The organism is Duganella sp. BJB1802 (assembly GCF_013369445.1).
Taxonomy (GTDB): domain Bacteria; phylum Pseudomonadota; class Gammaproteobacteria; order Burkholderiales; family Burkholderiaceae_D; genus Rugamonas; species Rugamonas vulcania_A.
Window position 1 is genome coordinate 238,149 of the sequence record NZ_JABWEF010000002.1, and the last position, 22,787, is coordinate 260,935.

The 22,787-nt window shown below is 65.4% G+C and carries 27 protein-coding genes; 18 read left to right on the top strand and 9 right to left on the bottom strand.

The annotated features are described in order from the left end of the window. Positions 1 to 469 precede the first annotated feature (469 nt). Positions 470 to 718: a glucosaminidase domain-containing protein gene (locus tag HUX88_RS33075; RefSeq protein WP_308937112.1), complete on the top strand. Its 249-nt coding sequence runs from the start codon at positions 470 to 472 to the stop codon at positions 716 to 718. Here HUX88_RS33075 and flgA read toward each other — a convergent pair. Then, on the bottom strand, positions 699 to 1,412 hold the full coding sequence (flgA, locus tag HUX88_RS04225) for a flagellar basal body P-ring formation chaperone FlgA (protein WP_229219192.1): 714 nt from the start codon (positions 1,410 to 1,412) through the stop codon (positions 699 to 701). The genes HUX88_RS33075 and flgA overlap by 20 nt on opposite strands. Positions 1,413 to 1,585: 173 nt before the next feature. Here flgA and flgB point away from each other — a divergent pair, with 173 nt between their 5' ends. The 12 genes from flgB to HUX88_RS04285 all read left to right on the top strand — a co-directional run bounded on the left by flgB (position 1,586) and on the right by HUX88_RS04285 (position 11,670). Continuing rightward, positions 1,586 to 1,948 (top strand): flagellar basal body rod protein FlgB, encoded by a 363-nt coding sequence (flgB, locus tag HUX88_RS04230; protein WP_161091811.1) that lies wholly within the window; start codon positions 1,586 to 1,588, stop codon positions 1,946 to 1,948. A 10-nt stretch (positions 1,949 to 1,958) separates the two neighbouring features. Continuing rightward, the gene (gene flgC / locus HUX88_RS04235) at positions 1,959 to 2,381 is read left to right on the top strand and encodes a flagellar basal body rod protein FlgC (protein WP_117011425.1); all 423 of its coding nucleotides are present in this window, start codon (positions 1,959 to 1,961) and stop codon (positions 2,379 to 2,381) included. A 3-nt stretch (positions 2,382 to 2,384) separates the two neighbouring features. Beyond that, positions 2,385 to 3,071, top strand: coding sequence for a flagellar hook capping FlgD N-terminal domain-containing protein (locus HUX88_RS04240; RefSeq protein WP_117011426.1), 687 nt, complete (start codon positions 2,385 to 2,387; stop codon positions 3,069 to 3,071). A 14-nt stretch (positions 3,072 to 3,085) separates the two neighbouring features. Beyond that, on the top strand, positions 3,086 to 4,351 hold the full coding sequence (locus HUX88_RS04245; protein ID WP_176360938.1) for a flagellar hook protein FlgE: 1,266 nt from the start codon (positions 3,086 to 3,088) through the stop codon (positions 4,349 to 4,351). Positions 4,352 to 4,365: 14 nt separating this feature from the next. Next, complete coding sequence (gene flgF, locus HUX88_RS04250; RefSeq protein WP_117011428.1) at positions 4,366 to 5,091, top strand: flagellar basal-body rod protein FlgF; 726 nt, start codon at positions 4,366 to 4,368, stop codon at positions 5,089 to 5,091. A 31-nt stretch (positions 5,092 to 5,122) separates the two neighbouring features. Continuing rightward, positions 5,123 to 5,914 carry a flagellar basal-body rod protein FlgG gene (gene flgG, locus HUX88_RS04255; protein ID WP_175041667.1) on the top strand — a complete coding sequence of 264 codons (792 nt, stop codon included), beginning with the start codon at positions 5,123 to 5,125 and terminating at the stop codon, positions 5,912 to 5,914. Continuing rightward, positions 5,914 to 6,594: a flagellar basal body L-ring protein FlgH gene (flgH, locus tag HUX88_RS04260; RefSeq protein WP_176360939.1), complete on the top strand. Its 681-nt coding sequence runs from the start codon at positions 5,914 to 5,916 to the stop codon at positions 6,592 to 6,594. Before flgG ends, flgH begins: the two co-directional genes overlap by 1 nt. A 28-nt stretch (positions 6,595 to 6,622) precedes the next feature. Beyond that, positions 6,623 to 7,756, top strand: coding sequence for a flagellar basal body P-ring protein FlgI (locus HUX88_RS04265; RefSeq protein WP_117011431.1), 1,134 nt, complete (start codon positions 6,623 to 6,625; stop codon positions 7,754 to 7,756). 8 nt (positions 7,757 to 7,764) lie between these two features. Next, positions 7,765 to 8,223, top strand: coding sequence for a hypothetical protein (locus tag HUX88_RS04270; protein ID WP_176360940.1), 459 nt, complete (start codon positions 7,765 to 7,767; stop codon positions 8,221 to 8,223). A 94-nt stretch (positions 8,224 to 8,317) separates the two neighbouring features. Next, positions 8,318 to 9,688, top strand: a complete 1,371-nt coding sequence (gene flgK, locus HUX88_RS04275; RefSeq protein WP_117011433.1) for a flagellar hook-associated protein FlgK — start codon at positions 8,318 to 8,320, stop codon at positions 9,686 to 9,688. 11 nt (positions 9,689 to 9,699) lie between these two features. Continuing rightward, entirely contained in the window at positions 9,700 to 10,611 is a 912-nt protein-coding gene (gene flgL, locus HUX88_RS04280; protein ID WP_117011434.1) for a flagellar hook-associated protein FlgL, read from the top strand. An 18-nt stretch (positions 10,612 to 10,629) separates the two neighbouring features. Then, positions 10,630 to 11,670 carry a hypothetical protein gene (locus HUX88_RS04285; protein WP_176360941.1) on the top strand — a complete coding sequence of 347 codons (1,041 nt, stop codon included), beginning with the start codon at positions 10,630 to 10,632 and terminating at the stop codon, positions 11,668 to 11,670. Between the two features lie 10 nt (positions 11,671 to 11,680). Here the strand turns inward: HUX88_RS04285 and HUX88_RS04290 are convergent, their stop codons facing one another. From HUX88_RS04290 to HUX88_RS04305, 4 genes are all read right to left on the bottom strand, one after another. Beyond that, a complete protein-coding gene (locus tag HUX88_RS04290; protein ID WP_176360942.1) occupies positions 11,681 to 13,876 on the bottom strand; it encodes a bifunctional diguanylate cyclase/phosphodiesterase in 2,196 nt (731 codons plus the stop codon). 71 nt (positions 13,877 to 13,947) lie between these two features. After that, positions 13,948 to 14,613, bottom strand: a complete 666-nt coding sequence (locus HUX88_RS04295) for an amino acid ABC transporter permease (protein WP_117011437.1) — start codon at positions 14,611 to 14,613, stop codon at positions 13,948 to 13,950. Between the two features lie 2 nt (positions 14,614 to 14,615). Then, complete coding sequence (locus tag HUX88_RS04300) at positions 14,616 to 15,419, bottom strand: transporter substrate-binding domain-containing protein (protein ID WP_176360943.1); 804 nt, start codon at positions 15,417 to 15,419, stop codon at positions 14,616 to 14,618. A gap of 24 nt (positions 15,420 to 15,443) precedes the next feature. Then, the gene (locus HUX88_RS04305) at positions 15,444 to 15,851 is read right to left on the bottom strand and encodes a hypothetical protein (RefSeq protein ID WP_176360944.1); all 408 of its coding nucleotides are present in this window, start codon (positions 15,849 to 15,851) and stop codon (positions 15,444 to 15,446) included. Positions 15,852 to 15,925: 74 nt separating this feature from the next. Here HUX88_RS04305 and HUX88_RS04310 point away from each other — a divergent pair, with 74 nt between their 5' ends. After that, on the top strand, positions 15,926 to 16,144 hold the full coding sequence (locus tag HUX88_RS04310) for a DUF3460 family protein (RefSeq protein ID WP_176360945.1): 219 nt from the start codon (positions 15,926 to 15,928) through the stop codon (positions 16,142 to 16,144). Positions 16,145 to 16,148: 4 nt separating this feature from the next. Here the strand turns inward: HUX88_RS04310 and HUX88_RS04315 are convergent, their stop codons facing one another. The 3 genes from HUX88_RS04315 to HUX88_RS04325 all read right to left on the bottom strand — a co-directional run bounded on the left by HUX88_RS04315 (position 16,149) and on the right by HUX88_RS04325 (position 18,383). Then, on the bottom strand, positions 16,149 to 16,847 hold the full coding sequence (locus HUX88_RS04315) for a DUF882 domain-containing protein (protein WP_229213481.1): 699 nt from the start codon (positions 16,845 to 16,847) through the stop codon (positions 16,149 to 16,151). Between the two features lie 167 nt (positions 16,848 to 17,014). Next, entirely contained in the window at positions 17,015 to 17,452 is a 438-nt protein-coding gene (locus HUX88_RS04320) for a hypothetical protein (RefSeq protein WP_147330566.1), read from the bottom strand. A gap of 106 nt (positions 17,453 to 17,558) precedes the next feature. After that, positions 17,559 to 18,383 carry an EAL domain-containing protein gene (locus HUX88_RS04325; protein ID WP_176360946.1) on the bottom strand — a complete coding sequence of 275 codons (825 nt, stop codon included), beginning with the start codon at positions 18,381 to 18,383 and terminating at the stop codon, positions 17,559 to 17,561. Between the two features lie 155 nt (positions 18,384 to 18,538). Between HUX88_RS04325 and HUX88_RS04330 the strand changes: the two genes are divergently transcribed. Then, entirely contained in the window at positions 18,539 to 19,336 is a 798-nt protein-coding gene (locus tag HUX88_RS04330; RefSeq protein WP_117011513.1) for a class II glutamine amidotransferase, read from the top strand. Here HUX88_RS04330 and HUX88_RS04335 read toward each other — a convergent pair. Beyond that, a complete protein-coding gene (locus HUX88_RS04335; RefSeq protein ID WP_176360947.1) occupies positions 19,333 to 19,878 on the bottom strand; it encodes a GNAT family N-acetyltransferase in 546 nt (181 codons plus the stop codon). The two genes, HUX88_RS04330 and HUX88_RS04335, sit on opposite strands and share 4 nt — an antisense overlap. A gap of 300 nt (positions 19,879 to 20,178) precedes the next feature. Here HUX88_RS04335 and HUX88_RS04340 point away from each other — a divergent pair, with 300 nt between their 5' ends. From HUX88_RS04340 to HUX88_RS04350, 3 genes are all read left to right on the top strand, one after another. Beyond that, complete coding sequence (locus tag HUX88_RS04340; protein WP_176360948.1) at positions 20,179 to 21,201, top strand: sulfate ABC transporter substrate-binding protein; 1,023 nt, start codon at positions 20,179 to 20,181, stop codon at positions 21,199 to 21,201. 83 nt (positions 21,202 to 21,284) lie between these two features. Beyond that, complete coding sequence (locus HUX88_RS04345) at positions 21,285 to 21,509, top strand: molybdopterin-binding protein (RefSeq protein WP_117011445.1); 225 nt, start codon at positions 21,285 to 21,287, stop codon at positions 21,507 to 21,509. A 304-nt stretch (positions 21,510 to 21,813) separates the two neighbouring features. Further along, positions 21,814 to 22,686, top strand: coding sequence for a serine hydrolase (locus HUX88_RS04350; protein WP_176360949.1), 873 nt, complete (start codon positions 21,814 to 21,816; stop codon positions 22,684 to 22,686). Positions 22,687 to 22,787 lie beyond the last annotated feature (101 nt).

Here is a 22,787-nt window from a genome sequence, read left to right on the forward strand (position 1 = left end):
CCCACGGCTGCCACCGTATCGAACATGACGCCCAGCCGCCCCACCGCGGCGCTGGGCGGCATGGCGTCGGCGGGGGCGTTCGCCTCCACCTTCGCGCAAGTGCAGCACGACGTCGGCGCCTTCATCGCGCAGGGCGGCGGCTTCAGCTCCCCCGCCCCGGCCGCCAACGGCGCCACCCCGGCCATGAACCTGCAGGCGATGGCCCTGCGCCACCAGGGCGCCGGCGCGATCGACGGCGGCGCCGACACCGACACCCAGCAGCAATTCCTGGCCGCGATCAAGCCCTGGGCCGAGGAGACCGCCGGCAAGCTGGGCGTCTGCCTACCGCCGCCCACGCGGCGCTGGAATCGGGCTGGGGCCGCAATCCGCTGCGCCAGGGCGGCGCCGACAGCAACAACCTTGTTCGGCATCGCGCCGGCGGCGCTGGCAGGGCGCGGCGGCCGCCACCACCGAATTCGAACACGGCGCCATGCTGAAAAAGGTCGAGCGCTTCCGCAGCTATCCCGACACCGCCAGCGCCTTCCGCGACTACGCCGAGCTGTTGACCGGCAACCCGCGCTACCAGGGCGCGCTCAACACCGGCAGCGACGCCCGCGCCTTCGCGCACGGGCTGGCGCAAGGCGGCTACGCCACCGATCCGAACTACGCGGACAAACTCAGCAAGCTGGCGGCGCAGCTGCAACGCGCCGGCGGCAAGCTCACTGCGTCGGGGAACTAGTGGACACGGGCATATCGACAGGCTCCACCGTCGCCGCGCCCGTCACCCTGGCGCGGATCACGGTACCGTTGGCGTTGCGCACCCGCACCATGGTGCCGCGCGCGCCGTTGTCGAGCGCCTCGCCCGCCATGCTGACCTCGATCTGCTCGCGCCTGGCCACGATGCGTACCGCGTCGCCGCGCTTGACCAGGGTCGGCGCGCTCAGCAAGGCCATCCGCAACACCTCGCCGCTGCGCAGCGCGCGCCGGCCGGCCAGCCCCACCACGTCCTGCGGATCGGACACGCTGTCGGCCAAACCGGAGATGTCGTGGCGCTCCAGCAACACATCTTCATCTGTCAGAATTTTTCCTGATGGCACATCGCTCGCCATGATCGCAATGCGCGCCGAGACCTGCGCGCGCACCACGAACTCGTACCGCCAGCCGTCGGCGCCGGCGCAGACGGCGGCGAAACGCATGCGGCTGGGCAGCCGCGTGTCGAGCGCCTCGACCGTCACAGCTTGGCTGCATGCGGCCAGCGGCCTGCTGCCGCGCACCACGGTCAGCTCGAATTTCGGCTCCACCAGCCCGCTGCTGTCGGCCCAGCGCTGCACATGGGCGCGCGCCGCCGCCTCCACCGCCAGCGGCACCTGTTCGGCGCCGGTCGGACCGGTCGCGGAAAAAGCCGCGGAAAATGAAGTGCAAAACAGCAACATTGCACGCAAAGCGGTTACAATACTTTTGTTGAACATGGGCAATACCTCTACTATGATGCCGGGAGCCGTAACGTCTCGGGCGCATGATGCGCCCGGGCGCCATTCTACCCCGGCGCCGGCGGTTTTCACTCATGCAACATCGTTTTACAGCAATGCTTACACAGGGGATGAACATGGCGATTAATTTCAAAGACGCGGTGGGCCTGCATGCCGACGCGCTGCACCTGCGGGCCGAGCGCACCCGCATCCTGGCCTCCAACATCGCCAACGAGAACACGCCCGGCTTCCAGGCGCGCGACATGGACTTCGCCGCCACGCTGGCCAACACCCAGGCCGAGGCCACCGGCGACATCGGCGGCGACGACGACGCCGCCATGATGTACCGCGTGCCCTTCCACCCGACCCGCGACGGCAACACCGTCGAGATCGGCGTCGAGCAGGCGGCGTTCTCGCAGAACGCCTCGGACTTCCAGACCAGCCTGACCTTCGTCAACATGAGCCTCAAGGGCCTGGCCAAGGCCATCAACGGCCAATAAGGAGCGCCAAATGTCGTTCAAGAATATCTCCGAAATCGCCGGTTCGGCCATGGCCGCGCAGTCGGTGCGCCTCAATACCATCGCCAGCAACCTGGCCAACGCCGATTCCGTGGCCGGCACCGAGGCCGACACCTACCGCGCCCGCAAGCCGGTGTTCGCCGCCGTCATGACCGACAGCATCGGCGACATGGGCAACACCGGCGGCAAGGTCCAGGTGCTGGACGTGGTCGAGTCGGCCGAGCCGCTGCGCAAGGTCTACGAGCCGGGCCATCCGATGGCCAACGCCGACGGCATGGTGTTCTACCCCAACGTCAACCAGGTGGCCGAGATGACCGACATGATGTCGGCCTCGCGCGCCTTCGAGACCAATGTCGAAGTACTCGGCCGTATCCGCACGATGCAACAATCCCTCCTCAAACTCGGTGAAGGTTAAGCCATGACAGTCAGTCTCCTCAACAACGGCGCCAGCGCCAACGCGCCGGCCACCGGCGGCAGCATCACCGGCAACAGCGCCAGCGCGACCTCGGACATGTTCACCAAGCTGCTGGTGGCGCAGATCAAGAACCAGGACCCGCTGTCGCCCAGCGACCCGGCCCAGTTCGTCCAGCAGCTGACCCAGCTGTCGCAGACCGAGTCGCTGCAGAACCTGTCGAGCCTGACCAGCGCCAACGCCAGCGTGCTGCAGAGCATGCAGGTGCTGGCGCTCGGCGCCCAGGTCGGCTCCGACGTCATGGCCGAGACCGGCACGCTGACGACCGACGGCAGCACCAAGGTGCACGCCCAGACCACGCTGTCGGCGACCAGCTCGAGCACCCGCGTGGTGCTGACCGGCATCGACGGCGCCAAGCACAACGTCAACCTGGGCGTGGCGGCGGCCGGCACCGTGCCGTTCACCATCGACCCGACCGCGCTGGGCCTGCCCGCCGGCACCTACACCATGACGGTGGAAACCAGCACCAAGGAAAACCCGCCGGTCGACCTGCAGGGCCGCCTGAACAGCGTGCGCCTGTCCTCGGCCGGCAGCGTCGTCCTGAACATCGGCAACATCGGCGAGGTCGCGCCGACCGCCATCACCGCTTTCAACGGTAAATCCACCGCTTCTGCCACCCAATCTAGTCTCTAAGGAAGGTATCCATCATGAGTTTCGGTATCGCATTGTCTGGCATCCAGGCCATCAACGAAGCGCTGGACGTTACCAGCCACAACATCGCCAACGCCGGCACCTACGGCTACAAGTCGTCGCGCGCCAACTTCTCGTCGCTGGTCGCGGGCGACCAGCCGACCGGCGTCAACATCGGCTCCAAGACCCAGAACATCGGCCTGTCCGGCGGCATCCTCAACACCGGCCGCTCGCTGGACGCCTCGATCAACGGCGCCGGCTTCTTCATGGTCAAGGACAGCAGCAACACCATCAACTACACCCGGGTCGGCATCTTCGACACGTCCAAGGACGGCTTCCTGACCGACGCCAGCGGCCGCCGCGTGCAGGGCGCCACCATCACGCCGCCGAGCACCACGCCGGGCGCCCAGGGCGACATCACGATCCCGACCGGCCAGATCCCGGCCGTCATCAGCGACAAGCTCAACTACGTCGGCAACCTGTCGGCCGACTGGAAGGTGACCACCTTCCCGGCCACCGTGACGCCGACCACGCCGCCCGACCCGTCGACCTTCAGCATGTCGAAGACCAGCATCATCTACGACACGCTGGGCGGCCAGCACACGCTGACCCAGTACTTCGGCGCCTCCGCGCAGGGCAAGGTGGACGTCAACTACATCGTCGACGGCAATTCCATCGGCAAGACCACCACGCTGGAATTCAACCTGACCTCGGGCCAGATGACGGTGCCGGATCCGACCGACCCGGCCGTCAAGGGCGTCTTCGACATGGGCGACCTGAGCGGGATCGACACCAGCGACGCGGCACTGTGGCCGGGCTTCACCAGCGGCGCCAAGCTGACCAGCGATTTCAAGGTCGACTACACCGGCACCACCTACTTCGCCGGCGAGGCCACCACCTCGACCAACGCCGCCAACGGCTACGCCTCCGGCACCTTCGCCGGCGTCGACCTGGCCAAGGACGGCTCGGTGATCGCCAAGTACAGCAACGGCCAGAAGCAGGCGGTCGGCAAGCTGACGCTGGCCACCTTCCCCGACGAGGGCGCGCTGACCCAGGTCGACGACACCAGCTGGGTGCAGTCGCTCGGCTCGGGCACGCCGCTGGTCAACTACGCCGGCGTCGGCACCACCGGCACGCTCAACACCAGCTCGCTGGAACAGTCGAACGTGGACATCACGTCCGAACTGGTCGGCCTGATGACCTCGCAGCGCAACTACCAGGCGAACTCCAAGGTCATCCAGACCGAGAGCCAGATGATGCAATCGCTGATGCAAGCGATCTAAGGACAAGCCGACCCATGGATGCGCTGATCTACACCGCCATGAGCGGGGCCGAGCGGGCCCTGCGCGGCCAGCAGGTACACGCCAACAACCTGGCCAACATCGAAACCGGCGGCTTCCGCGCCAATATGGAGCTGTCGTCGGCGCAGACCGTCAACGGCTACGGCTACGACGACCGCCACATGTCGCAGCTGCAGGCCAACGCGGTCTCGACCCGCCAGGGCACGCTCAAGGCCACCGGCCGCGAGCTGGACGTCGCCATCTCCGGCGACGGCTTCCTGGCGGTGCAGGGCCCGACCGGCGAGGCCTACACCCGCGCCGGCGCGATGACGCTCGACGAGACCGGCACGCTGAAGATCAACGGCAACGTGGTGCTGGGCGAAGGCGGCCCGATCACCCTGCCCCAGTACAGCAAGATCGCGGTGGGCGCGGACGGCACGGTGTCGATCCAGAGCCCCGGCACCACCACCATGCAGACCATCGACAAGCTCAAGCTGGTCAAGGCCGAGGCCTCGGAGCTGACCAAGAACGAGGCCGGCCTGCTGGTGGCGCGCAGCGGCCAGCCGCTGGCCACCGACGCCACCGTGGTGGTCAAGCCCGGCCACCTGGAGGGCAGCAATGTGTCGGCGGTCGAGGAAATGGTCGCCACCATGAGCTTGAACCGCACGTTCGAGATCCAGATGAAATTGTTCAAGGCCAGCGATTCGATGGCCGAAACCGGTAACCGCCTGATCGGCGGCTGAGCCGGTCCACGTTACACCCAAGGGAGAAATCATGAATCCAGCAATGTGGATCAGCAAAACCGGCGTGCAGGCGCAGGACGAAAAACTGCAGGCCATCGCCAACAACCTGGCCAACGCCAACACCGTCGGCTTCAAGCGCGACCGCGTGGTGTTCGAGGACCTGTTCTACTCGATCGAGCAGCAGCCCGGCACCCAGCGCGCCGACAACAACACCTTGGCGCCGTCCGGCGTCCAGCTGGGCAACGGCGTGCACATGGTCGGCACCCAGAAGGTGTTCAGCCAGGGCTCGCTGCAAACCACCGGCAACCAGCTCGACGTGGCGGTGATGGGCAACGGCTTCCTGTCGGTGCGCCAGCCCAACGGCGAGACCGCCTACACCCGCGCCGGCCAGCTGCAGGTCGACGCCAACGGCATCCTGGTCAACGCCCACGGCCTGCCGCTGATCCCGCAGATCACCATCCCGGCCAACGCCACCTCGCTGACCATCGGCGAGGACGGCGTGGTCTCGGCCACGCTGGCCGGCAACACCACCGCCAGCCAGCTGGGCCAGCTGACCCTGACCAGCTTCATCAACCCGACCGGCCTCTTGGCCCTGGGCGAGAACCTGTTCGCCGAGACGCCGTCGAGCGGCACGCCGACCGACGGCAAGCCGGGCGACGCCCAGTGGGGCAAGCTCAAGCAGGGCACGCTGGAGGGTTCGAACGTCCAGGTGGTCGAGGAGATGGTCGACATGATCGCCGCCCAGCGCACCTACGAGATGAACACCAAGGTGCTGTCGGCCGCCGACAACATGCTGCAGTACCTGTCGCAGGCCGCGCGATAATGAAAGCCGTCCGTTCCACCCAGGCCGGCGCGCTGTGCGCGCTGGCCGCGCTGCTGACCGGCTGCGCCGCGCTGCAGCCGCCGCCGGTGCGGCCCGGCCCGTCCGACGAGCCGCCCACCGTGTCGCGCGTGGTCGGCCCGAAAGGCACCTCGGGCGGCGTCTACAGCCCCGACCTGGGCCTGTCGCTGACCTCGGACAGCCGCGCCTTCCGCGTCGGCGACGTGGTCACCGTCAACCTGCAGGAAACCACGCAGGCCAGCAAGAAGGCCGGCACCAGCTATTCCAAGAATTCGGCCGACAACATCACCGCCCCCAACCTGCTGGGCAAGACCTTCGGCAAGGCCGCCATCGGCCTGGGCGCCTCCAACACCTTCGCCGGCGACGCCACCAGCACCCAGCAGAACGCGCTGACCGGCGCCATCACCGTGATCGTGCAGGAAGTGCTGCCCAACGGCCTGCTGCGCGTGTCCGGCGAGAAGACCCTGACCCTGAACCAGGGCGAGGAATTCGTCCGCCTGCGCGGCTACCTGCGCGCGGCCGACATCGACGCCGACAACCAGGTGTCGTCGCTGCGCATCGCCAACGCCCGCATCGCCTACTCGGCCCAGGGCACGCTGGCCGACACGCAATCGGCCGGCTGGCTGTCGCGCTTCTTCAACGGTCCGTTGATGCCGTTCTGAACGACCGTAGTCTTTGATAGGTGAACCCATGAATTTCCGCAAGCGCCTCAGTTCCCTCCACCGCCTGCTGGCCCTGCCGCTGGCCTTCTGCGTCGCCTTGGGCGGCGCCGGGCCGGTCCAGGCCGCGCAGGTGCTGCGCAACCTGGTGGCCGTCGAAGGCATGCGCGACAACCCGCTGGTCGGCTACGGCCTGGTGGTCGGCCTGAACGGCAGCGGCGATTCGACCCAGGTCAAGTTCGCCAGCCAGTCGGTGATCAACATGCTCAAGCAGTTCGGCGTCAAGGTGCCGGACGGCACCGACGCCAAGTCCAAGAACGTGGCCACCGTGATGGTGTCGGCGGTGTTCCCACCCGGCTACCGCAAGGGCCAGAACATCGACGTGGTGGTGTCCTCGATGGGCGACGCCAAGAGCCTGCGCGGCGGCGCCCTGCTGCTCACGCCGCTGCGCGCGGCCGACAACGAGGTCTACGCGCTGGCCCAGGGCAACGTGGTGGTCGGCGGCTTCAGCGCCGCCGGCAAGAGCGGCTCCTCGGTCACGGTCAACACCCCGACCTCCGGCCGCATCCCGAGCGGCGCGGCGATCGAGCGCGAGATCGCCACCGACTTCGCCACCAAGCCCACCGTGCGCCTGTCGCTGCGCCACCCGCACTTCCAGACCGCGATCAACATCGTCGACTCGATCAACAAGCGCTTCGGCGACATCGCCACCACCACCGACGCCACCAGCATCGACGTGGTGGCCCCGGCCAACCCGACCCAGCGCGTGGCCTTCATGGCCAAGCTGGAGGCGCTGTCGATCGACGTCGGCGACGATTCGCCCAAGGTGGTGTTCAATTCGCGCACCGGCACCGTGGTGATCGCCGAGGGCCTGCGCGTGCGCGCGGCCGCCGTCACCCACGGCTCGCTGAAGGTGGTGATCTCCGAGTCGACCAAGGTCAGCCAGCCGAACGCCCTGGCCCAGGGCAACACCGTGGCCACGCCGCAATCGCAGGTCAGCGTCGACCAGGGCTCGGGCCAGATGTTCAAGTGGCCGGCCGGCGCCAAGCTGCAATCGATCATCGACGTGGTCAACAGCCTGGGTGCCTCGCCGGACGACATCATGGCCATCCTGCAGGCGCTGGACCAGGCCGGCGCCATCGAAGGCGAACTGGTCGTCATCTAAGGAACACCATGAACTTCGATCCCAGCAAATTCGACGGCAGCACCATGCGCATCGGCGTGGCCGACAAGCTCAGCGAAACGCCCGCCGTGGCCGCCCCGGCGGTCGACGACGGCGTCGACCCCAAGTACCGCGCCAAGGCCACCGAGGCGGCGGTCAAGTTCGAGAGCTTCTTCATCGGCCACATGCTGCACCAGATGCGTTCCGGCACGCGCGAGCTGGCGGCCGAGGACAGCGTGTTCAAGGACAAGATCAACGAGGACATGCTGGACATGGCCGACAACCTGGTGGCCGACCAGCTGGCCGGCCAGCGCGCCTTCGGCGTGGCCGACTGCATCCTGCGCCAGCTGCTGCCGGCGGCCGGCGGGCCGTCGACCATGCAGGCCAGCCTGCCGGGCCGCGCCGCCGCGCCGGCGTCGAATATTGCCCAACCGCAAAATATTTCCTCAACGCTTAATCCGGCGCGGTAAACCGTCGCCCTTAACTGTTAACGGACCAGTGAGCGCTATTTAAACACTGCAAGCGACTGGTCCTCCGGCCTTCACCAGGAAAGACCCTTGCAATATGAGCATCTCTTACAACGCACTGTCCGGCGCCCTGGCCGCCCAGGCTGCCCTGAACACGGTCAGCCAGAACATCGCCAACGCACAAACCAAGGGCTACACCCGCCAGGGCGTGCTGCTGCAGGCGAACGCCGGCGACGGCTCCGGCCTGAGCCCCGGCAACGGCGTGCAAGTGGGCTCCCTGCTGCGTTTCAGCGATTCCTACAAGTCCCAGCAGATGTGGCGCGCCGCCTCCGACCTGGGCCAGCACACCCAGGTCCAGCCCTACCTGACCCAGATGGAAAAGGTCATGAGCGACAGCAAGTCGAGCCTGAGCTACGGCATCGACACCTTCTTCAAGGCGCTCAACGCGGCCGGCGTCGACCCGACCTCGACCCCGCTGCGCCAGCAGGTGATCACCGCGGCCAACTCCATGTCGCAGCAATTCAACAGCATCTACAACGTCACCGCCAACCAGCTGATCTCGGTGCAGCAGCAGCGCTCCGCCATCCTGCCGGGGCTCAATGAATCGGTCGCCGGCATCGCCGCGCTGAACCAGAGGATCATCGCGGTCGGCGCCAACGGCACCAACACCTCGGCCTTGATCGACCAGCGCGAACAGCTGATCGACAGCGTGGCCTCGCAGGTGGGCGTCGAGGTCGTCAACAACCCGGACGGCACCGCCAGCGTCTCGCTCAAGAGCGGACAGCCGCTGGTGGTCGGCAACCTGTCGGCCAGCATGGCCTTCGACACCAGCAGCGGCGTCGAGCAGCTGAACCTGACCTTCGCCAACACCACCTTCAAGCTGGACGACACCAAGGTCGGCGGCCAGCTGGGCGGCCTGGCGGACTACCAGGAAAACACCCTGAAGCCGCTGCAAAAATCGATCTCCGAGATCGCCGAGCAGATGTCGACCAAGGTCAACGACCAGCTCAAGGCCGGCTTCACCAGCCCCGGCGTGCCGGGCACGGACTTGCTGGTCTTCAATCCCGCCAGCGCCACCGGCCTGTTGCAGGTGGTCGACGGCTTCCAGACCGCCGACCTGGCCTTCTCCGGCGACGGCCAGCCGGGCGACACCGGCAACCTGCAACAGCTGGTCGCCATCAAGGGCCAGCCCATCACGCTGACCTCGCTGGGCAGCGTGCTGCTGGGCGACGCCGATACCCAGCTGGTCGGCAAGCTGGGCATCGACAGCCGGCAGAACCAGGCGCAGCTCAACACCGCCACCACGGTCCGCCAGCAGTCCGAGGACGACTGGAAGTCGACCAGCGCGGTCAACACCGACGAGGAAGCGATCAACCTGGTCGAGTTCCAGAATATGTACCAAGCCAACATGAAGGTGATCGCGGTGGCCAACACCCTGTTCGACGCCACCATGAAAATGTTCGGTTAAGGAGAGCCCGCATGCGTATCGCCACCAGCCAGTTCCAGTCCACCATGAACCGCGGCCTGCAGGACAACCAGAGCCACCTGGCCCAGATCACCTCGCAGATGGCCTCCGGCGACCGGATCCAGCTGCCGTCCGACGACCCGGTCGGCAACGTCCGCCTGTCGCGCCTGGAGCGCGAGGAAGCCATCGTCGGCCAGTACCGCGACAACATCGCGGCCGTCAAGATCCGCCTGTCGACCAACGAGACGTATCTGCAGAGTATGACCAACGACATCACCCAGACCCACGACCTGCTGGTCTGGGCCTCGGACGGCAGCAACACCGCCGCCGACCTGAAGTCGATGGTCAACCCGATGACCTCGCTGCGCGACAGCCTGTTCTACAGCGCCAACGAGAAAGACCAGGAAGGCCGCTACATCTTCTCCGGCACCGCGACCAACACCGCGCCCATCAAGTTCGATGCGACGGCCCCGATGGGCTCCCGTTACACCTTCGAAGGCAACCAGAACGAGCAGAAGACCGTGGTCGGCAACGGCATCACGCAGACCACCAACGTCGACGTCAAGGGCCTGGAAGACTTGCTCAACCAGATGGACACGACCATCGACCAGCTGTCGTCGCCGACGCTGACGGTGGGCTCGCCCTCGCTGACGGCCGCGCTGGGCGCCAACATGGACGGCGCCAGCGCCACGCTGGACCTGGTGGCCGGCAAGATCGCCGACTTCGGCGGCGCCCAGAACGTGCTCGAGACGCTGGACGGCAACCACGCCAACGTCAGCCTGTCGAACCAGACCGCGATCCTGGACCTGGGTCAATTGGACTACGGCGAGGCCGCGACCGAACTGAACGGCTATAATCTGGCCTTGCAATCGTCGTACAAAGCGTATTCCAAGATCAGCAACCTGTCGCTGTTCAACATCCTGTAATCCCGAGCCGAGCACCCTATGCAAATTTCGCCCAACACCAACCCGAGCGTCATTGTTCCTGGCAACGCCAGCAATGCCAGCGCGGTGGACGGCACCGCGCTGGGGCTGCACGGCGAGAACGCCGCCACCGCCACGCCGGTCACGCCGACGCCGACCTCGGCCGCCCCGCTGCGCCGCGGCCTGAACAACTGGGACCAGCCGCTGCAGGGCGACATCTCCGGCGCCCAGCAGGCGCTCGACTTCCTGGAACAAAGCGCGGCCCAGCTGCGCAACCTGAAGGCCGACCTCAGCGCGCGCCTGGCCAACCGCCAGCGCGCCGACGGCACGCTGGACGCGCGCGTGCGCCAGTTCAGCAACACCTGGCGCAGCCGCAGCACGGCCTCCGGCGGCACGCTGGACGCCCGCCTCAAATTCAGCAACAAGACCAGCACCACCCGCTTCACGGTGCGCGGCATGACCATCGGCAACCTGCGCACCGGCGGCCGCGAGGTGCTGGCGATCTCGCTGGGCGGCGGCCAGAACCTGCGTTCGGTGGTGCTGGAACCGGGCCTGTCGGACGAGGAAATCGCCCAGCGCTTCGACGACGCGCTGGCCCCGAGCGGCGTGCGCGCCGAGCTCAACGAGGACGGCCAGATGGAGTTCTCGACGCCGGAATCGTCGTGGACCAATGTGCGCGACACCATCGCCGTGCAGGGCGGCGGCATCCGCTTCCCGACCGGCCAGCTGAACCGCGTGAAGGCCGAGGCCGAAGCGCCGGCCGTCGATCCCGACAACTGGCAGACCGCGGACGTGGACGGCATCCGCGCCACGCTGCAGCAAGTGGTGCAGGCGCTGGCGCAGGTGGAACAGGCGATCGCCTCGGTGCACACCGCGCTCAACCAGGTGAGCGCCCGCGTGCAGGACGCCACGCCCAGCGACACCACCGACGGCATGGACCAGGTGGCGCGGAATTTCGTCTCGACCGCCAAGCAGCCCGGCTACCAGTCGCTGCTGTCGATCACCTCGGCGCTGGCCGGCATCAGCCGCGAGCGCGTGATCTCGCTGCTGAGCCTGCGCTAGGCGCCCCGCCTTACTCTACTGCCACGCGCGGCAGCCCGCGCCTGGCCAGCTCGCCGAACTGCGCGGCCGGCATCGCCTCCGCATACACATAGCCCTGCGCGAAATCGCAGCCGGCCAGCGCCAGCAAGGCGCTCTGGGCCGCCGTCTCCACGCCCTCCGCCACCACCCGCAAGCCCAGCTTGTGCGCCATGACGATCAGCGCCTCGCACATCGCCAGGTCGCCGCTGTCGCTGGCCAGGTGCTGGATGAAGCTGCGGTCCAGCTTGAGCAGGTCGATGCCGAAGTGCTTGAGGTGCGACAGCGACGAATAGCCGGTGCCGAAATTGTCCAGCGCCACCTGCACGCCCATCTCGCGCAGCTCACGCAGCCGGTCGGCGATCTTGGCGATGCCGTCCATCAGCACGCCCTCGGTGATCTCAATGACGATGCTGCGCGGCGCCAGTTGCAGCTCGGCCACATAGTTGAGCCAGCCCACGTACAGCGCGGTGTCGCCGCGGAACTGCGCGGCCGACTGGTTGATGCTGACCTGGAAACCCGGCCCCAGCTCGTCCTGCCAGCGGCGCGCCTGCAGCGCCGCCTGGCGAAACACCCAGTCGCCGATCTCCATCATCAGCCCGCCCGCTTCCGCATGCGGCAGGAAATCGGCCGGCGCCAGCAGGCCGCGCTGCGGATGGCGCCAGCGCAGCAGCGCCTCGGCCCGCTCGATCGCGCCGCTGCGCAGGTTGACGATGGGCTGGAAGTACAGCTCGAACTGCCGCTCCGACAAGGCCGAGCGCAGGTCCTGCGCCACCTGCTGGCGCGCCTGCGCCGCCCGCTGCAGGTCGGCCGTGAAATAGCTGTAGCGGTTGCGGCCCGATTCCTTGGCCGCGTACATGGCCTGGTCCGCCTGGCGCAGCAGGTCCTCCGGCGCCACCGCGTCCGACGGGTACAGCGCGATGCCGATGCTGGCCGAGATCGACGGCTGGGCCGCGCCCAGCGCGAACGGCCGGTTCAGCAGCGCCAGCATGGTCTGCGTGATGCGCTCGATGCCGGCGGTCTGCTCGATGCCGGACAGGATCACGGTGAACTCGTCGCCGCCCAGCCGCGCCACCGTGTCCGAGGCGCGCACGCAGGCGCCGATGCGGCGCGCCGCCTCCACCAGCAGGGTGTCGCCGTGCGCGTGGCCGAGCGTGTCGTTGACCTGCTTGAAGCCGTCCAGGTCGATGAACAGCAGCGCCAGCTGCATGCCCTCGCGCTGCGCCTTCTTGACCTCGTGGCCCAGCCGGTCCTGGAACATGTGGCGGTTGGGCAGCGACGTCAGCTGGTCGAAATTGGCCTGATGCCAGATGCGTTCGGTGGTCGCGCGGCTGTCGGTGATGTCGCTCACCAGCGCCAGCGCGCCCAGGTAGGCGCCCTCGGCGTCGAAGATCGGGTTGGTGGCCAGCGTGGCCCACAGCTCGCTGCCGTCCTTGCGCAGGAACTTGAACTCGTGGCGCTCGGCCACGCCCTGCTGGCGCCGCGCGATGTTGCGCTCCAGGATGGCGCGGCCCTCGTCGTCCATGAAGGCCACCAGCGGCTGGTCCAGCATCTCCTCGATGGTGTAGCCCAGCATGGCCGCCATCTTCGGATTGACAAAGCTGGTGCGGGCGGAACCGTCGATTTCCCAGATGCCCTCCTCGGCGCTGTGGACGATGCGGCGGAAGCGCTCCTCGCTGCGCTCGAGCGCCGCCAGCTTGCCCTCGGCCAGCTCCAGCACCACGCGGATGGCCTGGCCGCTGCTGTCGGCGCTGGCGCGCAGCGTGACCGGGAAGCCCTGCTGGTTGCGCGCCCGCGTCATCTGCAGCGAGCATTCCTCGGCGTGCGCGCTGTTGAGCGCCAGCCGCACGAAACGGTCGAAATCGTCGTGGAAGCGCGGGGCGATGAACTGACGCAGCGGCAGCTTGGCCGGATTGTTGCGCGGCACGCCGAGCAGGTCGGAGCCGACCACGTTCATTTGCAGGATGGTGGTGTCGAAGCCGAGCACGAAATAGCCGACCGGCGCCAGCAGGTACACGTCGTTGAAGCAGGCTTGCTCGGCGCTGAGCGGGGACGCGGCGGGCGGCGCCGTGAACGCCAGCGCGGCCGCGCCTTCGTCGACAATAGCCATGCTGGTCAGCCCGTCGATGCGCGCCGTGGAGATCGGCTGCCGGCCGCCATGCAGTTCGGTAGTGTGTGTAGGCTTCTGCATACCACCCCTTTGCGTCGGTAGGTATCCAGACTAGCATTTAAGCCGCGCACTGTCGAGCGCGCGGCGACGCCTCAGCGATGCGCGCGGTTCAAGCGTTGTTCCGCGCGCCGTTGCAGCGCCTCGAACAGCAAACTGAGCATCCAATAAATGCCGGCGGCGGCCAGGTACAGCGGCAGCGGCCGGAAGGTGGTCGCGATCACCTCCTTGGTCGACAACATCAGCTCGGTCATGGTGATGACCGACACCAGCGAGGTGTCCTTGATCAGGCTGATCAGCGTGTTGCTCATGGCCGGCACCGCGATGCGCAGCGCCTGCGGCAGCACCACGAAGCGCAGCGTGCGCCAATAGCCCAGGCCCAGGCTGTAGCTGGCCGCCCACTGCCCCTTGCTGACCGCCGCGATGGCGCCGCGCAGGCTCTCGGACAGGAAGGCGCCCGCGTTCAGGCTCAGCGCCAGGATGCCGGCTGTCACCGGCGTGAATTCGATGCCCACGCTGGGCAGGCCGTAGTAGATGACGAACATCTGCACCAGCAGCGGCGTGCCGCGCATCAGGCTGACGTACACCCCGGCCGGCCAGCGCAGCGCGCGGTACGGCAGGATGCGCATCACCGCCACCGGAAAGCCGATCAGCAGCCCGCCCAGCATCGACGCCAGCGCGAACACCACCGTGTAGCCGGCGCCGCGCAGCATGACCGGCGCGGCCTCGCGCAGCAGCTCCAGCAGCCCCTGACTATCCATGCTCAGGGCGCCTTGCTGACGTCGGTGCCGAACCACTTCAGCGAGATCGCCTTCAGGCTGCCGTCGGCGGCGGCCTCGGCCAGCGCCTTGTTCAGCGCCTCCTTGAATTGCGGATTGCCCTTCTGGAACGGGATGCCCATGCGCTCGACCGCGCCCACCTGCGCGCCGGCCTTGATCGGCAGCTTGGATATCTTCAATAAATAAGCGGACATCAGGCTGTCGTTGAGCGCCGCGTCGATGCGGCCGAAGGCCAGGTCGGACATGGTGTCCGGCGCGGCCGCGTAGCTGCGCACCTCGATGCCCGGCACCGCCTTGGCCTGCTGCTCGTAGACGCTGCCCTGCCCCACGCCCAGCTTCTTGCCCTTGAGGTCGGCCAGCGCCTTGTAGACCGCCTTCTCGTCCTTGCGCACGATCAGCTGCGGCATCGAGTAGATATACGGTGCCGAGAAATCGAACGCCTGCTCGCGCTTGGGATTGATGCCGACCTGCGAAATGATCACATCGTATTTATTGGCCGACAGCCCGGCCAGGATGCCGGCCCATTCGCTGCTGACGAACTCCACTTTCACGCCCAGCTTGCCGGCCAGCAGGCGCGCCACATCGACGTCGTAGCCGGCCAGTTCGCCGCTCTTCTGATCCTTGTAGTTGAACGGCGGATAAGTGCCCTCCATCGCCACCTTGAGCGTGCCGCGCGCCTTGACCGTGGCCAGCAGGTCGGCCGCCGACGCCGGCAAGGCTGCGGACGTCAGCGCCAGGGCCAGCAGCGCGCCTTGCGCCAGCTTGAAAGTGAAATCGCGTTTATGCATGAAATTCCTTGTAAGTGACGGGCGCTACCACGCGCCCATGCGGCGGCGCAGGCCGAAATCGTGGCCGACCACCAGGATGGAACTGGCGATCAGTCCGCTCAAGCCTATCATCAACTGTACCAGCTTATCGTCCGGCAGCACCCACAGCCGGCCCTGCGGCGCCTCGTCGACGCGCGCGGCGGCCATGATCAGCGGCGACACCCATTCCGCTTCCGGCGTAACATCCAGGATCAAAGCGCCGTCCTGCGTGGTCTGCATATAGATCTCGCCGCCCTCGGCCAGCGTGAAGCACACGCCATAGCCGGTTTCGTTCTTGGCGATATGTTCCTGCAGGCTGAGGTCGTGCTCGGCTATCCACAGTTCCACATCGGCCGGGGTTTCCAGCCCGCTCCACGGCACCGGACGGAAGCGCGGCTTGTTATCGTCTTGCATATTTTCCTGCTGAGTTAGTCTGCTGAGTTAGTCTTTAAGCAGCCGCCAGTGTAATCGATGGAAGGACATCAGCCATGAAATATAAATACCCCTACGGCCCCGGACGCCGCGAATACGAGTCCGAATTCACGCAGTTCCTGAACAGCTACCTGCGCCAGCACCCCGAAGTGCAACGCGACCAGGTGCTGGGATGGCGCATTTTTTGGGAGCGTCCGGTCGATCCGCAAAGCGTGGACCGCGAACGCGAGGCCGAGTTGAAGCCGACCGTCTACCACTCGTACTTCTACGAATAGGCGCTCAACCCTTCCAGGTGCGGTTGAGGCCGGTGTCCGCGTGGATCCAGCCGCCGCGCGGCCCGGAGCGGTAATAGAAGCCGACGCCGCCCTGGCGGAAGCTCTTCACGAGGCCGCCCAGCACCTCGGAATTCAGGCTGGCCAGCCGGATGTCGGCGGCGCGGCCCTCGATGTGCAGCGACTGGCGCGCGGCCGGCACGCCCGCCTCGCGCAGCTTCTGGTTCGACGCCTGGGTGCGGTAGCCGGACAGGATCTCCAGCGGCGTGTCGATGCCGTAGCGCGCCACGAAGGCCTGCGTGCCCCACAGCGTCTCGAACAGCTTGGGATCGATGCGCGCGGTTTCCTTGCCGTTGACGTCGCGCAGCAAGTGGCACAAGTCCTGGTAGGCCGATTCGATGATCTCGCCGTCGCGCCAGTACAGCAGCTTGGCGCGCTCGCCGGAAGCCGGCCGCACCACATCGATCGTGCGTGGCTTGAGCCAGAACTCCAGGTCCAATGCCTGCGCGTCGAAGATATCGGGCGGCGGCGCCAGTTCGCCGAAGCCGGATGGCGCGCTGGCGCGCGGCATGCTGGCGGCCGGCTTGACCTGCGCCACGGCGCCCGGCGCGCTGGCGCCGCTTGCGGCCGGATGCGGCGCCGGTTTCGGCGCGGCGGCCGCGCTATGTTGAACCGTGCCGCGGGAAGCGCATCCAATCAGCGGCACCGATAAAAAACTCGCTCCCGCCACACCCAACCCCTGCTGTAAAAACTTTCTGCGCGATGCCATAGCCCACCCGTGAAAAACGATATGGATACTATAGCGTATGCAGGGGGAAATGAAAAAGGGAACGCGCCCGATTTCCGGCAAAAAAAATCAGGCGCAGCCCGCCGCTAGCGCATCGCCAGATGCATCACCTGCTCCGGAACGACACTGCCATCGGACAGGTTCCGCGCCGGCACCACCATCGTCAACCAGCCGTGCGCGCCGTTGTCGTCGTCCAGATGGATTTCCATTTTCAGCTGGCGATCCAGCGCGACGTAGTTGTCGCGGCCGGTGGCGACGATCTTGTGCTCCGGCCCCTGGTCCACGTAGGCATACATATTCAGGCCGCGACTGACGATCGACAGCGTCTGGCCGTTCGACAGCGTGTAGTTGGCCACAAGATCGCGGTAGTCCTGCGGCCACATCTTGGCATACGAATCGGGCAACTCGATGCGGGCCTGATTGGCCGGAACCGGCACCCGCAAGGTCTCTTCGGACTGCTGCGCTTGCAAAGCCGACGACAACGCAAGTCCCCCCACAACCACTGCGATGTAGATTGTTTTCATGATGACATCCCCCGTGTTGGAGATTCCATTTAAGCAGTCGCCGCGCAAAAAACAAATTCATTGTGGCTATCATGAATGACGGCGGATACATATTTGAAATGGCTCATCAGGCCGCCGCCACCTCGCGTTCCGTGGACAGCAAGTCCGCGCGCGGCTCGTCCAGCATATAGCCCTGCACCAGCAACGGCACATCCGCTGCCTCGCCCAGCTGCCGCAGCACGGTCAACGCCGGCGTCGATTCCAGCCGCTTGAACACCAGCGCCACATGGTCTTGCGCGCTGCGCTTCAACAGGGCCAGCAGCGCCTCGCTGTCCTGCAGCTCGCGCGCATCGAGCTTGAGCACATCGGGCCGCAAGCGGTCCAGCAACAGCAAGCCCTCGCGCGCGCTCGGCACGTTGACCGCGAACCGGAAACCGTTGCGGCGGTAGTTGTCGGACACATAGTTCAACAGCCAGCCCTGCTGCGGCGAGGCCGCCGGCAATTGCAGCACCACGCGTTGCAGCGGCAGTTCCAGCGCGTCGAGGATGCGGCGGAAGGCGTGGCCGTGATTGCTGCTGACCGCGCTCAGCAAGCGGTCATGCACGTTCAGGTACAAGTCCTGCGGCCCGTCGCCCGCCTGGCGGAAGAAATTAATCGCATGCAGCATGCGACACAAACGATCGAGCTCGATCGACTCGTCGTCGCTGGCCGCATGGTCCAGCAGCCGCCACAGCGACAAGCCCTGGTCCTGCGCCGACACGCTGCGCGCCAGGCCCTCGTAGGCGCGCACCTCGCCCGACGCCAGCTGGCGAATCGGCTGGAAGGCGCTGCTGAGCGTGCAGTTGAAGAAGCGTCCGTGGGCCTTGCCCTCGTGATCGAGCCAGATGCTGGAAGCCGCGCCGCTGGCGTCGGACAAGCGCGCCAGATATTTTTTCAAGATGGGAAATGACATGGAACTCCTCGACGGACGCTGACAATACCGACAGCGTAAGCCCGCGCGCGGCCCCGGCGAACGAATGCTTTCAGCTATGCATATGCCAAAACATTCGTTCCACCGGCGGCATGGCGCCGCTATCGTTGGCCATCGCCACTCTCCGCCCGTACACCATGTGCCAACTACTCGCCATGAGCAGCAGCAAGCCCGCCGCTGTCGACTTCTCCTTCGCCGGCTTCGCGCTGCGCGGCAGCGAGCACCGCGACGGCTGGGGCATCGCATTGCATACGCCCAGCGGCTGCAAGCTCTACACCGATTCGCTGGCCTCGACGCATTCGCCGCTGGCCGCGCAGATCCGCAACCATCCGATCAAGGCCAGGAACGTGGTCGCCCATATCCGCAAGGCCACGCAGGGCCGCATCTCGCTGGAAAACAGCCACCCGTTCACGCGCGAGCTGTGGGGCCAGACCTGGTCCTTCGCGCACAACGGAGACTTGAAGCTGTTCGATCCGAATCCCAGCCTGTACTCGCCGCACGGCGACACCGACAGCGAGCGCGCCTTCTGCCACCTGCTGTCCGGCCTGGCGCTGCGCTTTGAAACGCGGCCGCCGCGCCACGTGCTGTTCGGCGCGCTGGAGACGCTGGCCGGCGAAATCGCCGCCTACGGCAGCTTCAACTTCATCCTGTCCAACGGCGAGCTGCTGTTCGCCCATTGCAGCACGGACCTGCACGTGGTGGTGCGGGAATATCCGTTCTCGGTGGCGCAGCTGGTCGATTGCGACCTCAGCATCGACTTCAGCAAGCACAACCATCTGGACGACCGCATCGCCGTCATCGCGACCCAGCCGCTGACGTCGAACGAGGCCTGGACCCGATTCGCGCCGGGCGAGCTGAAGCTGTTTGTCAATGGCTTGGAAGTGGGATCGGCGCCGGTGCGGCGCCAGGAGTGGGAACTGGAGATCTGCTGCTAGACCGGGTTGCAGTTGCAGAAGCGCTTGCGCTTGCCGCCGTCCGGGGCCTCGGCGCCGGCGTCCAGCTGCTTCCAGAAGAATACGGTTTCCACGCCATACGGCGAGCGCACCTTGCCCGCATCGATATAGCCGCGCCTGGCAAAAAACTCCTGACCGGTGGCCGTGCTGTGCAATTGCAGCGCCTTCACGCCCCAGCTGCACGCCTGCTCCTCCATGCGCGCCAGCAGCGCCTTGCCGACGCCCTGGCCGCGCGCCTCCGGCAGCAGATAGCACAAGGCCAGCTTGCCGGCGCCGGTCAGCAGCGCGACGCCGACGACCACGCCATCGCTGAGCGCGACCAGCGAAAAATTCGTCGGCGAGTTAAACCAGTTGGCCACCATCTGCGGGGTTTTGTTGCCCAGCCAGGCATCCAGGATGGCGGGATCGTTCTTATGATCCAGATCGCAGCACTCCGTGATCGAGCGGCGCAACACCGTGCAGGCCGCATCCGCATCTGTCGAAGCAGCAATACGAATTTCAAGACTCCGAATTTCAAGACTCATGTACGCTCACAAATATTCCCATTAGCAAAAATGAAGCGCTTCGCCGTTGTACCGCGCGCCTTCTTCAGTGCCTGAAACCGACTATACACCAAGCAGCAAAAGCCGTTGCGGGAGCACCCGATTGACTCATGCAGCCTAGTGGCTGGCCCTGCTTTTGCCCACGAATGTTTTCAAAAATCGTTATGCGGTTTTTACTGAAAACCTCGTGTTAACCATACCTACTAAGCATATTACGAAAAATTCGTATCTTTTCCGGGCGAAATTTTACACCATGGGCGTCTGTTATTACGAAAGCTCATTATGACCACCAAAAAACCTGCTCGCCGCGTGATTATTTCCTCGTTCCTGGCCGCTTCCGCCGTGTTGCTGGGTCTGCCCCAGCAGGCCCAGGCCGCAGAAACCGTGCTGTTGAACGCGTCCTACGACGTCGCCCGCGAGCTGTTCAAGGACATCAACCCGCTGTTCGTCGCCGACTGGAAGAAGACCACCGGCGAAACCCTGAGCATCAACCAGTCGCACGGCGGCTCGTCCAAGCAGGCCCGTTCGGTGGCCGACGGCATGGAAGCGGCCGTGGTCACGATGAACCAGGCAAACGACATCGACATGCTGGCCGACAAAGGCCTGGTGGTGCAGGACTGGGCCAAGAAGTTCCCCAACAACGCAGCGCCCTACTACTCGACCATGATTTACCTGGTACGCAAGGGCAATCCCAAGCAGATCAAGGACTGGGCCGACCTGGCCAAGCCGGGCGTCAAGGTGGTCATTCCCAACCCCAAGACCGCCGGCAACGGCCGCTACACCTACCTGGCGGCCTGGGGCTCGGTACTGAAAAAGGGCGGCACGGAAGCGCAGGCGCGCGAGCTGGTCACCAAGATCTTCAAGAACGTGCCGGTGCTGGACGCAGGCGGGCGCGGCGCGACAACCACCTTCACCCAGCGTGAAATCGGCGACGTTCTGGTCACGTTCGAGAACGAAGTGAACCTGGTGCGCGCCGAGTTCGGCAACAACTTCGAAGTGGTCTACCCGTCGATCTCGATCCTGGCGGAATCGCCGGTGGCGGTGGTCGACAAGGTGGTCGACCGCCGCGGCGTGCGCAAGCAGGCCACGGGCTACCTGAACTTCCTGTACAGCGAGCAGGCGCAGGAAGTCATCGCCAAACACTACTTCCGCCCACGCTCCGAGACGGCGTTCAAGAAGTACAACGCCAACTTCCGTCAAATCACGCTGTTCACGGTGGATGACGTTTTCGGCGGCTGGAGATCGGCGCAGAAGAAGCATTTTGACGACGGCGGCGAGTTTGACAAGATTTACCAGACCAAATAAGGATATCCGAATCGATTCGTTTGCAAATGGCCTGCCGGCCCGTAATCTGGACACGTAGCAACCAACCAGATAAAGGAAGCGCGATGGCCATTTCTGAAATTAACGTACGTAACCAGTTCCGCGGCAAGATCAAGGAAATCATCTTTGGGCCGGTCGTCTCGGAAGTCGACGTGGAAACCCAGCACGGCATCGTCACCTCGGTGATCACGTCGCGCTCGATTCATGACCTGGATTTGAAAGTCGGCAGCGAAGTCATTGCCCTCGTGAAATCCACCGAAGTCTCCATCGCCAAAGTCAGCAGCAACTAGGCCATATATTTACGGCCAAAAAATTTGGGGTCAAGTCCGACATTCGGACATGGGCTCTGCCGTAGCGAGCGCTACGGCAGAGCCCGTGTCCGAATGTCAGACTTGACCCCAAATGCTTAGAGGCACCTTAAGACGTATCCGCAGCACAAAATAAATAGAATCGTGGAGTTACATTCAATAGACGAGAAACCACTTTAATGTTATCTTCTATCCTCAGGAAATATTGCCGCATAGCTAGACTAGTTTTGCGCCGCGTCAACTTCTGACGCCCGATACACTCCTCTCTCCCTAGAAGTTACCTAACATGCTCAAGAAAATTGTCGCTGTATTGCTGAGTTCGTTTACTGCGGCCGCGCTCGCAGTGCCGCTCGGCTCGCAGTCGGTGCTGGTCGTCGAAGACGGTACCGGCAAAGTGCTGCTCGAAAAAAATTCCAACGTTCAAGTACCGATCGCCTCGCTGACCAAGCTGATGACCGCGATGGTGGTGCTCGATTCCAAGCCGGACATGGATGCGCCCATCAGCATCGATAAAACCGACGTGGACATGATCAAGCACAGCACCTCGCGGGTGCCGGTCGGCGCCGAACTGGCTCGTCGTGACGTGCTGCAACTGGCGCTGATGTCGTCAGACAACCGGGCCGCCGCATCGCTGGCGCGCACCTATCCGGGCGGTCCCGAAGCGTTTAAGAAAGCGGTCAGCGCCAAGATCCGGGCGTTGGGTTTGACCCAGACCGTGATCGAGGAACCGACCGGCCTGTCGCCCAACAACCGCTCCACCGCGACCGATCTAGTCAAAATGGCAACCGCCGCCTCGGCCTACCCGGACATCCGCCGCATCACCACCGACACCAAGGACGTGATCAATATCAAGGGTCGCCAGGTGGAGTATCACAACACCAACCGCCTGGTCGGCGCCAAGGGTTGGGACGTCGGCTTGTCGAAGACCGGCTACACCGAAGAGGCCGGCCGCTGCCTGATCATGCGCTTCAAATCGGCCGGCAAGAACGCCACCCTGGTGTTGCTCAATGCCAAGGCCAACTCGGCTCGATTGATGGACGCCTTCAATATTCGCCGCTTCGTCGCCGGCCCGGATGGGGAACCAAAAGTAATGAAGGTTTCGGCGCATCGTCACAAAAAGGCAGCCAAGTCGGCCGGCCGCCGCCGCCGCGCCGCCTGATCTTTCAGCCCGCCGAAATCACAGCCGGACCTGGTGTCCGGCTTTTTTTCGCCCTCCACAAGCCAGTTTCTGGTGTTTATGTGCCAATTTTTAGCATGATT

Bases quoted from the DNA above. Each gene is read 5' to 3' on its own strand.
- HUX88_RS33075 (WP_308937112.1), top strand. From the start codon at position 470: ATGCTGAAAAAGGTCGAGCGCTTCCGCAGCTATCCCGACACCGCCAGC.
- flgA (WP_229219192.1), bottom strand. From the start codon at position 1,412: ATGTTGCTGTTTTGCACTTCATTTTCCGCGGCTTTTTCCGCGACCGGT.
- flgB (WP_161091811.1), top strand. From the start codon at position 1,586: ATGGCGATTAATTTCAAAGACGCGGTGGGCCTGCATGCCGACGCGCTG.
- flgC (WP_117011425.1), top strand. From the start codon at position 1,959: ATGTCGTTCAAGAATATCTCCGAAATCGCCGGTTCGGCCATGGCCGCG.
- HUX88_RS04240 (WP_117011426.1), top strand. From the start codon at position 2,385: ATGACAGTCAGTCTCCTCAACAACGGCGCCAGCGCCAACGCGCCGGCC.
- HUX88_RS04245 (WP_176360938.1), top strand. From the start codon at position 3,086: ATGAGTTTCGGTATCGCATTGTCTGGCATCCAGGCCATCAACGAAGCG.
- flgF (WP_117011428.1), top strand. From the start codon at position 4,366: ATGGATGCGCTGATCTACACCGCCATGAGCGGGGCCGAGCGGGCCCTG.
- flgG (WP_175041667.1), top strand. From the start codon at position 5,123: ATGAATCCAGCAATGTGGATCAGCAAAACCGGCGTGCAGGCGCAGGAC.
- flgH (WP_176360939.1), top strand. From the start codon at position 5,914: ATGAAAGCCGTCCGTTCCACCCAGGCCGGCGCGCTGTGCGCGCTGGCC.
- HUX88_RS04265 (WP_117011431.1), top strand. From the start codon at position 6,623: ATGAATTTCCGCAAGCGCCTCAGTTCCCTCCACCGCCTGCTGGCCCTG.
- HUX88_RS04270 (WP_176360940.1), top strand. From the start codon at position 7,765: ATGAACTTCGATCCCAGCAAATTCGACGGCAGCACCATGCGCATCGGC.
- flgK (WP_117011433.1), top strand. From the start codon at position 8,318: ATGAGCATCTCTTACAACGCACTGTCCGGCGCCCTGGCCGCCCAGGCT.
- flgL (WP_117011434.1), top strand. From the start codon at position 9,700: ATGCGTATCGCCACCAGCCAGTTCCAGTCCACCATGAACCGCGGCCTG.
- HUX88_RS04285 (WP_176360941.1), top strand. From the start codon at position 10,630: ATGCAAATTTCGCCCAACACCAACCCGAGCGTCATTGTTCCTGGCAAC.
- HUX88_RS04290 (WP_176360942.1), bottom strand. From the start codon at position 13,876: ATGCAGAAGCCTACACACACTACCGAACTGCATGGCGGCCGGCAGCCG.
- HUX88_RS04295 (WP_117011437.1), bottom strand. From the start codon at position 14,613: ATGGATAGTCAGGGGCTGCTGGAGCTGCTGCGCGAGGCCGCGCCGGTC.
- HUX88_RS04300 (WP_176360943.1), bottom strand. From the start codon at position 15,419: ATGCATAAACGCGATTTCACTTTCAAGCTGGCGCAAGGCGCGCTGCTG.
- HUX88_RS04305 (WP_176360944.1), bottom strand. From the start codon at position 15,851: ATGCAAGACGATAACAAGCCGCGCTTCCGTCCGGTGCCGTGGAGCGGG.
- HUX88_RS04310 (WP_176360945.1), top strand. From the start codon at position 15,926: ATGAAATATAAATACCCCTACGGCCCCGGACGCCGCGAATACGAGTCC.
- HUX88_RS04320 (WP_147330566.1), bottom strand. From the start codon at position 17,452: ATGAAAACAATCTACATCGCAGTGGTTGTGGGGGGACTTGCGTTGTCG.
- HUX88_RS04325 (WP_176360946.1), bottom strand. From the start codon at position 18,383: ATGTCATTTCCCATCTTGAAAAAATATCTGGCGCGCTTGTCCGACGCC.
- HUX88_RS04330 (WP_117011513.1), top strand. From the start codon at position 18,539: ATGTGCCAACTACTCGCCATGAGCAGCAGCAAGCCCGCCGCTGTCGAC.
- HUX88_RS04335 (WP_176360947.1), bottom strand. From the start codon at position 19,878: ATGAGTCTTGAAATTCGGAGTCTTGAAATTCGTATTGCTGCTTCGACA.
- HUX88_RS04340 (WP_176360948.1), top strand. From the start codon at position 20,179: ATGACCACCAAAAAACCTGCTCGCCGCGTGATTATTTCCTCGTTCCTG.
- HUX88_RS04345 (WP_117011445.1), top strand. From the start codon at position 21,285: ATGGCCATTTCTGAAATTAACGTACGTAACCAGTTCCGCGGCAAGATC.
- HUX88_RS04350 (WP_176360949.1), top strand. From the start codon at position 21,814: ATGCTCAAGAAAATTGTCGCTGTATTGCTGAGTTCGTTTACTGCGGCC.